We start from the raw sequence: 12,227 nt of genomic DNA on the forward strand, positions 1-12,227 counted from the left end.
AGGCGAGGCGGGGCCGGCGCCGGGGTGGAGGGTTGTCGCAGATCCAAATCCCCGGCCCGCTGCAACGGTCTCCCTCCGGACGTGGGGCTGGTAACGAAGGTGACGGGGTCGGATGCCCCGGAGCTGGATACCCCGATCGGAAGGACGTGCCTCAGAGGCACACAGACAAGGCGCCCACGCCGTCGCGAACATCACCAGACGGCGGGGCGGATAAAACGGCGGGGCTGGCGGAGGATCGCAAATGATCCGACCTCATCCCCCGGGCGAGGGTCCCGGTCGGAATGGTGCACCATCCGGCGGGAACCTCCCGGGCCACCGGCCAGGCTCTGGCAGAACACTCTTCGGAGGAGACTGCCGCAGCCGGACCCGCGCCCGGTCAATCTTCGGTCCTCGGGTCAAGCCCGAGGATGACGAGGACCGTCGCCGCCTTGCCAGAGAGACGCATGCAGCGGGAATACACGCCGAACGGGGCGCCGGAAGGAGCCACATAAAATTACTTAGACAGGTTGCTTCTGGCGCCTCGTCCGACCCCTCGGGTCAAGCCCGAGGACAAGCATGAGACTGACCCGGAGGGAGTTAATCCCGACCGGCGGCGAAGCTTGGGATTTTTGACAAGTCGGTTTTCCCTTCACACTGATGTGCCGGGCCTGCCCGGCCTCGAAGGGCGAAGCCACAGGTACATCAAGAGGGATGCTTCGAGGCCCGCGCTTCACGCGGGCACCTCAGCATGAGGGGCGAGGAATGCGCGACGCCCATCTCCCCCTTGGTGGGGGAGAAAGCGATTTCGATGAATTAGGCGAGCGCAAGCCGCCTAAACATCAGAAATCGCAAGTGAGGGGGTCCGTTCTCCATGCCCGCAGCACCGATCCCCTCACCAACAAAATCTGAGGTTTAGCCCTGATCGGGCTAAGCCCTCGATTTTGTAACCTCTCACACAAGGGGGAGAGGGGGATTCGCTGCCTACCTATTCTTCCCCGGCACCCATAGAATATCCGCCTTGCCGCCGTCATTGGCGTGGCGCGCCGCGACAAACAGAAAGTCAGACAGCCGGTTCACATATTTCAGCGCCGGCTCGCCGACCTCTTCGCCGTCGAAGCGCGACAGCTCCACCATGATGCGTTCGGCTCGGCGCGAGGTGGTGCGGGCGAGATGCAGATAGGCGGCGGCGGGGGTGCCGCCGGGGAGGATGAAGGATTTGAGCGGGTCGAGATCGGCGTTCAGCTGGTCGATTTCCTTTTCGATCCGGTCGACCTGGGCCTCGATGACGCGAAGCGGCTCGTAGGACAGGACTTCGCCGGTTTCCGGCGCTGCAAGATCCGCGCCGAGGTCGAAGAGATCGTTCTGGATGCGCATCAGCATGGCGTCGAGCTCGGGCATCTCTCCCGTGTGGAGCCTGGCAATGCCGATCGCCGAATTGGTCTCGTCGATCGTGCCATAGGCGTCGACGCGCAGGTCGTGCTTCAGGCGGCGTGGGCCCGTGACCAGTGCCGTGGTGCCGTCATCGCCGGTGCGGGTGTAGATCTTGTTGAGCTTGACCATGGTTTCAGCGTCCCCCGCCCGTCAGCCAGAGTGTCAGCATGATCAGCGCGATCGCGATTGCCTGCAGCACGATACGGGCCTGCATCAGCTTGTTCGAGGTATTGCCGTCGCCGCCCTTCAGCATGTTGAAGAGGCCTCGCAAGAGGACGAGGGCGACGAGCCCCATGACGATGATGGCGAGGACATAGGTGAATGTGGACATAACGTGGGATGAGCCTTTGTTCGTCGCCGGTCAGTCCAGCGAGCGCATCAGTCGATAGAAGAGGTCGGCCGGCAGCCAGCGCTTGATCAGGGCCCCCTGTTTCGCCGGCTTGGTCACGAGATAATGTGGGCGGGCACGCCGGGCGGTCAAGGCGTGGGTGAGGACTTTGTAGACGGCCTCCGGCCCGAGTTTGTGGCGGTTGACGGGGCCTGTGCCATCGAGTCGCGCCAGTTGCCGGCGGTAATCCTCGGCATGCACGGAGTTTTCCAGGTCGATCACCCGGCGGATGTGGTGGAGCGCATTGGCGGTGAAGCGGCTTTCGATCGGGCCGGGCTCAATCAGGCTCACCTGCACGCCGGAGCCTTCGAGCTCCATGCGAAGCGTCAGCGACAAACCTTCCAGCGCAAACTTGGAGGCCGTATAGGCGCCGCGCCAGCGATAGGGCACGATACCGAGGATCGAAGAGCACTGCACGATGCGGCCTTCGCCCTGCGCCCGCATCGCCGGGATCACCCGGCGGGTCAGATCGTGCCAGCCGAAGAGATTGGTCTCGAACTGCTCCCTCAGCGCGTCCGTCGGCAGATCCTCCACCGCACCCGCCTGGCCGTAGGCGCCGTTGTTGAAGAGCGCGTCAAGCCGGCCGCGGGTGCGTTCGAAGACCGTGGCGACAAGGGCTTCGATGCTGGCTTGATCGGTGTAATCCATCAGCAGGGCCTCAATGCCCTTCGCCTCGAGCGGGGCGAGGTCTTCCGGCTTGCGCACTGTCGCAAAGACCCGCCAGCCGTCGCGCTTCAGGGCCTCGGCACAATAGGCGCCGATGCCGGAGGAACAACCGGTGACGATGATGCTCTTCACGGGGATAACCTCGTTATTGCTTTGCAAACGGCGATCGGTTTCCCATATTCGGCCGCAGCCTGCAATCGTGCCCCGCGTTCTTGAGGAGACTGGATGCCGACTTTCCTGCGTATGCTCTACAAGGTCGGCTTTGACGCGTTCTGGCATTTCAGCGAGGACGACGGCTGGGCGATGGCGAGCCATGTCGCGTTGTCAGCTATTCTCGCGCTCTTCCCCTTCCTGATCTTCGGCACGGCGCTTGCGAGTTTCCTCGGCGCCGACCAGTTCGCCGAGACGGCGGTGCATCTGATTTTCGACACCTGGCCGGAGACGATCGCCAAGCCGCTGTCCGACCAGGTGGTGCAGGTGTTGACCATCCCGCGCGGTGGGCTTCTGACCATCTCGGTGCTGGCGGCCGCCTATTTTGCCTCGAACGGAGTGGAGGCGCTGCGCGTCTCGCTCAACCGCGCTTACCGGGTGGTGGAGACCCGGCCCTGGTATGTGACGCGGCTCGTCAGCCTCGGTTTCGTGCTGGCCGCCGTCGTCGTGCTGGCGGCGATCAGCGCGCTCCTCGTCGCCGTGCCCGTGGCGCTGGCTTATGCGGAAAACCTCTTTCCCTTCCTCAAGGATTTTCTCGCGACCGTCGCCAACTGGCGGGTTTACGGAACGGTTCTTTTCCTCGTTCTGGCGCTCGTGGTATTCCATCTCGGCCTGCCTGCCGGCCGGCGGCGACTGATCGACGTCTTGCCCGGCGTGCTCCTGACGCTGGCGCTCTGGCTGGTCGGCGCGCTTTTGTTTGCCTATTACCTCGCCTCTTTCGCGAACTACGCCGCGACCTATGCCGGTCTTGCTTCGATCATGATTGTGCTCGTCTTTCTCTACATGGTCGGCGCGATCTTCATCATCGGCGCAGAGTTCAACGCGGCGTTGATGAAATTTGGGGTGGTGCCGGTCAAGACGCTACCGGAAGGCGGGATCTCAAATCCCGACCATGGCGCGGATATCTGACGGCGTCTTGCCCTCCGCTTTCAGCGCCGACAAGGCCGTGTCGCCGAGGCTTTTGGAGAGCTTGCGGCCATCGGGCCCCAGGATCAGCCGGTGATGGTGGTAGAGGGGGGCGGGCAGGCCGAGCAGGGTCTGCAGCAGGCGATGGATCGACGTGGCATGGAAGAGGTCTAGGCCCCGCACGACGTTGGTCACGCCCTGGGCTGCATCATCCACCGTGACGGCCAGATGGTAACTTGCCGGCGCATCGGAGCGCCAGAGCACCACATCGCCCCAGGCGGCAGGATCCGCCTCGATCTCCCCGGTCGGCCCGTCGCCGGTTTCCTGCCAGGTCAAAGGTCCCCCAAGCAGACGTTGTGCCTTGTCGATGTCGAGCCGCCAGGCGTAGCGTTCGACTGTCGCCAGCCTTTCGGCCCGCTCGGCATCTGAAAGGGCTCGCTCCTCTGTCGGATAGAGCGGCGCGCCGTCCGGGTCCAGTGGCCAGGGGCCGCCTTCGCGCTCGAAAGCCGAAACACGGGCTTTCACCTCGCCACGCGTGAGAAATGAGGGATATACCAGCCCCATGGCCTTCAACCGGTCGAGGGCTTCGCGGTAAAGCGGAAAGTGTTCCGACTGGCGGCGGACGGGTCGTTCGAAGGGGATTCCCAGCCACATGAGATCGTCGATGACCGCCTGTTCGAGGTCCGGCGTGCAGCGCGTCAGGTCGATATCCTCGATCCGCAACAGCAGGCGCCCGCCCGTTTTTTCGGCCATCTCGGCGTTCAACAGGGCCGACAGCGCGTGGCCAAGATGCAGCCTGCCGTTGGGGCTCGGTGCGAAACGAAAGACGGGGGCATTGTGTCCGTTGGTTTGACGATCGCGTTCGGTCATGCTTTTCCTTCGCATGAGAGTGGAATGAGGAAAAGGGGACGGGTTTGACGACGATCCGATGCGAGGCCGATCTCGCTGCGGGGCTTTCCCTTTTGCTGACATGTGATCCCAGGCTCTGTCCGATCGCAGATGCCTGCGGGCCGCTGCCGCTTCGCCTTTCGCCGCCAGGCTTTGCGGGGCTTGCCTCGATCATCGTCTCGCAGATGGTGTCGCGGGCCAGTGCCGACGCGATCTGGCGGCGGATGACGGCGGTTTTGGGAAACAGGCCGCTTGCGGAGGATTATCTGGCGCTTGGCCCTGAACTGATCGGCACCTTCGGCCTGTCGCGCGGCAAGGCGCAGGCACTCGAAGAGGCCGCCAAGGCCGATCTCGGCGGACCCTTCCGGCTCGACGAGCTGGCAGAAATGCCGGCGGAGACCGCGATGGCAGCGCTGACCGGTCTCAAGGGCATAGGCCCCTGGACGGCCGAGGTCTATCTGATGTTCTGCGGCGGCCATCCGGACATCTTCCCGGTCGGCGACGTGGCACTCAGGATCTCGGTGGGCGATGTTTTTTTCGCCGGAGAACGGCCAGCTCCCGAACTTGTGGCGGAGTTGGCCGAAGCCTGGGCGCCTGTCCGATCGGTCGCTGCACGGCTATTCTGGGCGCATTATGCCCTGATCACCGGCCGCACCGCTTTGCCCCGGTGAAGGGCGCGCCGAGAGGTCGCAATGCGTCTCAAAGATTCAGGCTTCACAATGCTGTAACAACGGACCTAATATAGAAGGGCAGATGCCGAATCGATCAGGAGTACCCCTTGACGATTGCAGTTTCTCCCCAGGCCCTGCCGGCGCTCGTCCTGAATGCCGACTACCGGCCACTGAGTTATTATCCCTTGTCGCTCTGGTCCTGGCAGGACGCGATCAAGGCGGTCTTCCTCGACCGTGTGAACATCATCGCCGAGTATGAACACTCCGTCTGCTCGCCGAGTTTCTCGATGCGACTGCCAAGCGTGGTCAGCCTCAAGACCTATGTTCAGCCGACCCGGAACCCGGCCTTTACCCGCTTCAATGTCTTCCTGCGCGACAAGTTCGAATGCCAGTATTGCGGTTCGCCCGAAGACCTGACCTTCGACCATGTCATCCCGCGCGCTCATGGCGGCGAGACGACCTGGGAGAATGTCGTTGCGGCCTGCTCACCGTGCAATCTGCGCAAGGGATCGAAGCTCCCCAAGCAGGCCGGCATGCATCCGCATCAGTCACCCTACCGGCCGACGGTGCAGGACCTGCACAACAATGGCCGGCTCTTCCCGCCGAACTACCTACACGAAAGCTGGATGGACTATCTCTACTGGGATACTGAATTGCAGCCTTGAGGTCAGGCGGTAGCGCGGCTGAAGGCGGCACGGATTGCGCCGCCTCTCGGATCCGCGTCAGACAGCGGGCTTGCGGAAGACGCCCCAGAGCGCGAGAGCTGCAAGGGCGGCACTCGTCAGAACATTCCAGCCGGCGAAGGACAGGCCTAGCACGCGGAGCGTCGCCTCGGTGCAGGAGGGCGCCTTCGTAGCGTTCAAGGCTTCCAGCACGTTGACCGGCGTGTCGCCACCGGTTGCGCCGATCGCGCAGGTCGACGGGCCTTCCCAGAACTTCCACTCGACGCCCGAATGGTAGATGCCCATGCCGACGCTGATCAGCATGGTGATGGCGATGGCGATCAGCAGCAGCTTCGTGACCACAGGCGGCAGGCGGCAGACGGCGGAGAGGACGGCCAGAATGCCGACACCGATGCCGATGTAGTAGGGATTGCGCTGCATCAGGCAGAGCGCGCAGGGGATATAGCCGCCGATATGCTCGAAGCCGAGAGCAGAGCCCACGACGAGCGCCATGCCGAAGGTGAGCAAGGCGGCGAGCGCGCCATCGGACTTCAGGGGTGTCAGGATCGAATTCATCTGCAGCACTCTCACAGGGCGAATTTCACGAGGTAGAAGCCGCCGATCAGCAGCATCATGAAAAGGGTAAAAAGAAGACCGAGATATTTCTCGATGAAGAGGCGAATGGGTTCGCCATAGAGCTTCAGCAGGAAGGCAACGAGGAAAAAGCGGAACGCGCGACCAATGATGCTGACAATGGTGAAGACGAGGAAGTTCAGCCCCGTTGCCCCGGAGAAGATCGTCAGGACCTTGTAGGGGAAAGGTGTGATCGCGGCAAACAGCACACCCCAGCCACCCCAGGTGTTGTACCAGCCCGCCACCTGTTCGAAGGCGTCCTCCTTGCCGTAGAAGGCGAGGATGGGGCGTCCGATCGCCTCGAACAGGAACATGCCGATGGCATAACCGAGGAATGCACCGAGGACGGACGCGAGCGTGCAGAGGAGTGCCAGCCTGAACCAGTGGTCCCGGCGCCTGATGACCATGGGAATGAGCAGAACATCCGGCGGAATCGGAAAGAAGGAGCTTTCGACGAAGGACACGCCAGCAAGGGCCCGATCGGCGTGGCGCGTGCCGGCGAGCGACATCGTCCAATCATACATTCGACGCAGCATTGAGACTTCCGTGGGTAGATGGTTCACGGCGTTCTAGGGTGCGCATGGCCGCCTGTAAATGGTGCCGCCACGCCGTCGGACGCAAGCAGTGAACGATTGCGTGAAGTGATGCTCGAAAAAGGCGTTGACCGAAACACCCCGGCTCGTATAGTCCGGCGCTGTCCATCCGACGCTCATGTGCCCCATTGGCGGAACTGGTAGACGCGCTCGACTCAAAATCGAGTTCCGAAAGGAGTGCTGGTTCGATTCCGGCATGGGGCACCACATTCTCAAAAAGGCAGAAGGCATGAGCAACACCGGGAAGAAGATCCGTATGGCGCAACCTGTCCAGCAGGTGGTGGTGGATGCCGGCCTGTTGCCGAAGGCGCCGGCGCAGCCCGTTGCCGCCAAGGGCAAAGGCAAGCCGCAGGCGGCTGCATCCCTGACCGCGTCGCCTGCCGCTCCTGTTGATGGCAAGCAGAAGATCAACATCGTGGCACCGGTTGCGCCGCAGGTTGCGGCCATGCGCCAGAAGCTTCGGCAGCAGTCTGTCCAGACGCAGATCGCCCGTATCGATGCAGCTATCGAGGCCGGTACCGTGTCGGCTGCCGATGCAAAGACGCTGGTTCTGACGCTTGCGATGAAGCGGCTCGGCGCGAAGGAGGCGGCAGAGAAGTGGTATCGCAGCCAGAAGCTCGAGGCTTTTGCCGGGCGCACGCCGGCGCAGATGGTGCGTGCCGGTGAGCTCAAGGCGCTGGTAGCCTTGATGCGCGCAGAGGGCGGCCAAGCCAAGGGCTGACCTTTGAGGCCTGCCATTCCGACGAGGATCCTTCTCCCGTTTGCCGGTCGTTCACGCTAATGTGTGCCGCTTGTTGTGCACTTGCGAGATGAGTGTTAGCACTGACAGCATGACGATCCGGACACTCAGCCATGCTGCTTGAGCCGCGCGAGACCTTCGAGGCGCTGCGCCGCGACTTCCGCTGGGACATTCCCGCCGATTTCAACATCGGACGGGCGGTCGCCGACGACTGGGCGGCGAAGTTTCCCGAGCGCGTGTGCCTTCAGCACTTCTCACCCGATGGCCAGCATCTTTCGATGACCTATGGCGAGCTTTCGGCGCAATCCTCGGCGCTGGCCGCGGCCTTGACCGAGCTTGGCGTCATCAGGGGTGACCGTGTGGCGCTTCTCATGCCGCAATGCTTTGAAACGGTCATTGCGCATGTGGCCATCTACAAGATGGGTGCCATTGCGCTGCCGCTCGCACTGCTTTTCGGCGAAGAGGCGCTGGAATACCGGCTCAGGGATGCTGGCGCCCGCGTGATCGTCACCAACAGTTTTGGCCTGCAGAGGCTCAAAGCGATCAAGGCGCGCTTACCGGCGTTGCAGACGGTGATCTCGGTCGATGGTCCCGGTCCCGATGTCATCGGTTTTCGTCCGATGATCGAGGGCCGGTCCGGTCTGTTCGACATTGTCGAGAGCGGACCCGATACGCCCGCGTTGATGATCTACACCTCGGGTACGACGGGGCCGCCCAAGGGTGCGCTGCACGGACATCGCGTGCTGGCCGGTCACATTCCCGGCTTCCAGTTGGCGCATGATTATCTGCCACGGCCTGATGACAAGGTCTGGACACCGTCCGACTGGGCCTGGGCGGGCGGTCTGCTCAATGCGCTTTTGCCGGCGCTGATGCTCGGCGTGCCGGTCGTGTCCTCGCCGGCGCAGAAATTCGATCCGCACATGGCCTTCCGGATCATGGCCGAGATGAAGGTGCGCAACGCCTTCATTCCGCCGACGGCTCTTCGGCTGCTGAAGGCGATCGAGAAGCCCCGCGAGACCTATGATCTCGTGCTGCGCAGCATCGGGTCAGCCGGAGAATCCCTTGGGCGCGAGACCTATGAATGGGTGAAGACGGCGCTCGGCATCGTGCCCAACGAGTTCTACGGCCAGACGGAATGCAATTTCGTGCTGTCCTCGGCGGCCCATCTCGGGATCTCCAAGGGCGGTTTCATCGGCAAGGCCGTGCCGGGCCATGAGGTGGCGATCATCGATGCCGAGGGGCGGGAATTGCCGGCCGGCGAAACCGGGCAGGTGGCGATCAAACGTCCGGATCCGGTGATGTTCCTGGGATACTGGAACAACGATAAGGCGACGGCGGAAAAGTTCGTCGGCGACTGGATGAAGACCGGCGATCTTGGACGCCAGGACAAAGAGGGCTATGTGCAGTTCTTCGGCCGCGACGACGATGTGATCACCTCGTCTGGCTATCGCATTGGACCGGCCGAGATCGAGGACTGCCTGATCGGGCATCCGGCGGTGCGGCTCGCAGCCGTCATCGGCAAGCCGGATGTGCTGCGGACCGAGATCGTCAAGGCCTTTGTCGTGCTGCAGGACGGATATACGGCGCAGCCAGCGCTGTCGGCCGAAATCCGCGACTGGGTGAAGAACCGGTTGTCGATGCACGAATATCCGCGCGAGGTCGAATTTGTCACCGAGCTGCCGCTGACGACCAGCGGCAAGGTGATCCGCCGGCTCTTGCGGGATCAGGAAATCGCCAAGGCGAGCTGAGCGTCTGCGCTTGCTCGCGGGTCAACCCGCTTTCAGCCGCCAAAGCGGCGGTTCAGCACCTTGTCGCGCAGGATGCGGGCGATGTTGCGCGTGTTGCGATACATGTGCAGCTGTGCACCGACCTGGCGCACGTCACGGTCGGCATTGGTTTTCAGGCCGATCACCAGGGTGCCCATGGCCTCGCGCTCCGTCCAGAAGCGGCTCATGATCGGGTGATCGGGGGCCGCACAGCTGTCGGTGCGCTCGATGTTGGCATCGTCGAGATGCCATTCGGTGAGATCCGCCATCAACAGCTTGCCGGGCGAGAACCTTGCATAGCGCTCGTCATAGGCGGTCTTCCAGGTATAGGCCTCGCCGGCCATGATGAAGACGACCATGGAGGCGATCGCCCTACCATCGAGGTCGAGCGTGTGGATACGCACGGCATCGGCCTCGGCAAGATTGGTGATGGCCTCGCGGGCGAAGGCCGCGCGCAGTCGGTCGTTGACCATGGCTGAGCGCTTGCGCCCCTTCCAGCCGCTCGCTTCCAGTGCCAGAAACTCTTCCATCCGCAGACGGATCTCTTCCGGTTGGCGGGCGACGTTGTAGCTCAACGTTCCCTGTGCGGAGAGCAGCTTCGCCTGGCGTCGCATCTCGCGCAGGTGGCTTTTGCTGAGCGTCGACTGCAGATAGGCGGGGCCATCCACATAGCTCTGCAGCATGGGCCGTTGATATTCGTTGGTAACGGTCAGAGGCAGGTCGCGGGCCAGCGCCACGGCACGGGCGAGCTGGGTGAAGCGTCCTTCGAGGCGCAGATCCGGAATGACGAGCACATTGGGAAGGCGCATCTCCGGCGCCACAAGGGCATCGAACATGTTGTCGATGGTTTCCGCCGCCCCTTCGGCATCGACCAGAGGCGTGCCGAGAGGGCCGAAGGGATTGGCCCAGACGCGAATGATTGAGGGACCGACGGAGAAGCCGGGCTTTTCGATCGAGAAGGGAAAGAGAAGGCGCAGGCGCGAGCGGCGATCGTCCTCGTCACGGATGACGGCAAAACGCACCTGACGCTCCTCGAGCCGCGGCATGGCCGGGGCGAGGAAGCGAGGGGCGAAGAAGACATTGGCTTCCATCACCCGATAGGTCAGGTAGTCGAGTTCGTCTTGAAGCTCGTAGCCCATCTGGCTCGGATAGATGCTCAGCCGGCGGCCGGCGCGGCCGGTCGCGACCTCCGTCTCCGCCACGGGCTTCACGCGGGCACCGGCAAGGCTGCCGACCAGGCGGTTGGCGCCGCTGTTCATGCTCTCGTTGTAGATGCTGTCGGTCATGGGCGGACGGCCTCCGTGGGGGGCGTCAGGGCATGCGGATCGGCAAAGGCGAAGACGACGATGCCGAGTGCGCGGCGGACCGCGACATGCAGCAGCATGGCTTCCACGGCCATGGCCGTGGCGGTCGCGGTGGCGGCGCCGGCCAGACCCCAGGCGGGGATCAGTGTGATGTTGAGGCCGATATTGCAGGCGAGAGCCACCGCATAGACCGCGACGCAGAGCTGCTGGCGCCCGGCCATGGTCAGGAGCATTTCGGCCGGACCGACCAAGGCCTTCGCCATATTGCCGGCAAAGAGGATCACCATCAGCAGGTATCCGGCGGTAAAGGCGGAGCCGAAGAGACCGAGCAACATCTCGCCAAGCATCAGGACGACGATGCCGACGGCCAGCGAGGGCCAGAAGCTCCAGCGCGCGGCCGTTCCCGCAAAACCGGCGAGGCCCTGGCTGTTTCCCTCGGCCATCAGGCTGGAGAAACGCGGCGTCGCGCCGGCCTTTACCGCGAAGAAGACGAATTGCATGAGCGCCATGGTCTTGGCGGCTGCGAAATAGACGGCAACCTGGTCCGGCGGCAAGTAAAGGCCGACGACGATGACATCGGAATTTGTGAGGAGAAAGCCGAAACCCTCGATGAAGAAGATCGGCAGGGCAACCTTGAACCAGCCGGCAAAATCGACCTTGCGATCGCCACGCGCGTAGCGGTTCAACAGGCGGCGATCGACCAGCAGGAACTGTCCGAGGGTGGTGAGATAGGTTGCAACAAGGGCGGCCTGCATGGCGGTGACAGCGGTTGCCGGTCTGCCGCTTGCCACGGCGAGCAGCATGAAGGCGAGGATCAGGGCGGGGCGAACGATATAGGTGGGGCTCAAGCCGAGCAGGGCCCAGCGATTGGCGCGCGCGGTGCCGTCGAGCACGTCGCCAAGCGCGATCATCGGCAGGGCGAAGACGGCGAGGAAGAGGGGGACGAGGTAATAGTGCTCGAAGCTGTTGCCGAAGAGATACAGTGCTGCGATGCCGCCCAGTGCCAGGATGCTGGCGCTCGTCATTGCAAAGAGACGCGCCGTTGAGGTCAAACCGCGGATCTCCGCATCGGCCTTGTCCTGGTCGTATTGCGGCAGGAAGCGGATAACGGCGGTGTGGAAGCCGAGGCAGGAGAAATTGCCGGCGAGCACGACCAGAACCCAGACGAAGACGAAAATGCCGTATTCGAACTCGCCCATCAGGCGGGCCTGAATGATCTGCGAAACGAAGGCGATGGCGGCGCTGATGACGCGGATGGCAAAGGCGATCGCGGCCATGCGCTGAGCGCGGGCCGTCTCGTCTTCAGCGCGGAGCGCGCGCACCAGACGCGGGCCCGCGGGCAACCATTTTTCCGCTGTTTCCAGAACAGTCATCGGTACGGACGCAATACT

General features: G+C 63.3%; 13 protein-coding genes and 1 tRNA gene. 6 read left to right on the forward strand and 8 right to left on the reverse strand.

Annotated elements, in window-relative coordinates; all coding sequences use genetic code 11:
- Positions 1-960: 960 nt before the first annotated feature.
- The 3 genes from ACQKP1_RS20395 to ACQKP1_RS20405 are packed head-to-tail and all read right to left on the reverse strand — an operon-like array spanning position 961 to position 2,596.
- Positions 961-1,539 carry a cob(I)yrinic acid a,c-diamide adenosyltransferase gene (locus ACQKP1_RS20395; RefSeq protein WP_427276765.1) on the reverse strand — a complete coding sequence of 193 codons (579 nt, stop codon included), beginning with the start codon at positions 1,537-1,539 and terminating at the stop codon, positions 961-963.
- Positions 1,540-1,543: 4 nt separating this feature from the next.
- Positions 1,544-1,741, reverse strand: a complete 198-nt coding sequence (locus ACQKP1_RS20400) for a twin transmembrane helix small protein (protein WP_006728764.1) — start codon at positions 1,739-1,741, stop codon at positions 1,544-1,546.
- A gap of 30 nt (positions 1,742-1,771) precedes the next feature.
- Positions 1,772-2,596, reverse strand: coding sequence for an SDR family oxidoreductase (locus tag ACQKP1_RS20405; protein ID WP_427276766.1), 825 nt, complete (start codon positions 2,594-2,596; stop codon positions 1,772-1,774).
- A gap of 93 nt (positions 2,597-2,689) precedes the next feature.
- On the opposite strand from ACQKP1_RS20405, the gene ACQKP1_RS20410 reads away from it, so the two are divergent.
- Complete coding sequence (locus tag ACQKP1_RS20410; RefSeq protein WP_427276767.1) at positions 2,690-3,583, forward strand: YihY/virulence factor BrkB family protein; 894 nt, start codon at positions 2,690-2,692, stop codon at positions 3,581-3,583.
- Here the strand turns inward: ACQKP1_RS20410 and gluQRS are convergent.
- Positions 3,554-4,450 carry a tRNA glutamyl-Q(34) synthetase GluQRS gene (gluQRS, locus tag ACQKP1_RS20415; RefSeq protein WP_427276768.1) on the reverse strand — a complete coding sequence of 299 codons (897 nt, stop codon included), beginning with the start codon at positions 4,448-4,450 and terminating at the stop codon, positions 3,554-3,556. The genes ACQKP1_RS20410 and gluQRS overlap by 30 nt on opposite strands.
- A gap of 44 nt (positions 4,451-4,494) precedes the next feature.
- Here gluQRS and ACQKP1_RS20420 point away from each other — a divergent pair, with 44 nt between their 5' ends.
- Positions 4,495-5,139, forward strand: coding sequence for a DNA-3-methyladenine glycosylase family protein (locus tag ACQKP1_RS20420; protein ID WP_006728760.1), 645 nt, complete (start codon positions 4,495-4,497; stop codon positions 5,137-5,139).
- 107 nt (positions 5,140-5,246) lie between these two features.
- Entirely contained in the window at positions 5,247-5,804 is a 558-nt protein-coding gene (locus ACQKP1_RS20425) for an HNH endonuclease (protein ID WP_203018328.1), read from the forward strand.
- 57 nt (positions 5,805-5,861) lie between these two features.
- On the opposite strand, the gene ACQKP1_RS20430 is transcribed toward ACQKP1_RS20425, so the two are convergent.
- On the reverse strand, positions 5,862-6,377 hold the full coding sequence (locus tag ACQKP1_RS20430; RefSeq protein ID WP_427276769.1) for a disulfide bond formation protein B: 516 nt from the start codon (positions 6,375-6,377) through the stop codon (positions 5,862-5,864).
- An 11-nt stretch (positions 6,378-6,388) separates the two neighbouring features.
- Positions 6,389-6,970: a YqaA family protein gene (locus tag ACQKP1_RS20435; RefSeq protein WP_427276770.1), complete on the reverse strand. Its 582-nt coding sequence runs from the start codon at positions 6,968-6,970 to the stop codon at positions 6,389-6,391.
- Positions 6,971-7,149: 179 nt separating this feature from the next.
- Between ACQKP1_RS20435 and ACQKP1_RS20440 the strand changes: the two genes are divergently transcribed.
- The 3 genes from ACQKP1_RS20440 to ACQKP1_RS20450 all read left to right on the forward strand — a co-directional run bounded on the left by ACQKP1_RS20440 (position 7,150) and on the right by ACQKP1_RS20450 (position 9,514).
- Positions 7,150-7,234 (forward strand) — tRNA-Leu (locus ACQKP1_RS20440).
- Positions 7,235-7,256: 22 nt separating this feature from the next.
- Positions 7,257-7,748, forward strand: coding sequence for a hypothetical protein (locus ACQKP1_RS20445; protein ID WP_427276771.1), 492 nt, complete (start codon positions 7,257-7,259; stop codon positions 7,746-7,748).
- Between the two features lie 131 nt (positions 7,749-7,879).
- Positions 7,880-9,514: an AMP-binding protein gene (locus ACQKP1_RS20450; protein WP_427276772.1), complete on the forward strand. Its 1,635-nt coding sequence runs from the start codon at positions 7,880-7,882 to the stop codon at positions 9,512-9,514.
- A 32-nt stretch (positions 9,515-9,546) separates the two neighbouring features.
- Here ACQKP1_RS20450 and ACQKP1_RS20455 read toward each other — a convergent pair whose 3' ends face one another.
- Together ACQKP1_RS20455 and ACQKP1_RS20460 are read right to left on the reverse strand one after the other, a co-directional pair.
- Complete coding sequence (locus tag ACQKP1_RS20455; protein ID WP_427276773.1) at positions 9,547-10,818, reverse strand: GNAT family N-acetyltransferase; 1,272 nt, start codon at positions 10,816-10,818, stop codon at positions 9,547-9,549.
- The gene (locus tag ACQKP1_RS20460; protein ID WP_427276774.1) at positions 10,815-12,209 is read right to left on the reverse strand and encodes a lipopolysaccharide biosynthesis protein; all 1,395 of its coding nucleotides are present in this window, start codon (positions 12,207-12,209) and stop codon (positions 10,815-10,817) included. The genes ACQKP1_RS20455 and ACQKP1_RS20460 overlap by 4 nt, the downstream gene beginning before the upstream one ends.
- Positions 12,210-12,227 lie beyond the last annotated feature (18 nt).

Origin of the sequence: Allorhizobium sp. NPDC080224, assembly GCF_050281005.1 — a bacterium.
GTDB lineage: Bacteria > Pseudomonadota > Alphaproteobacteria > Rhizobiales > Rhizobiaceae > Allorhizobium.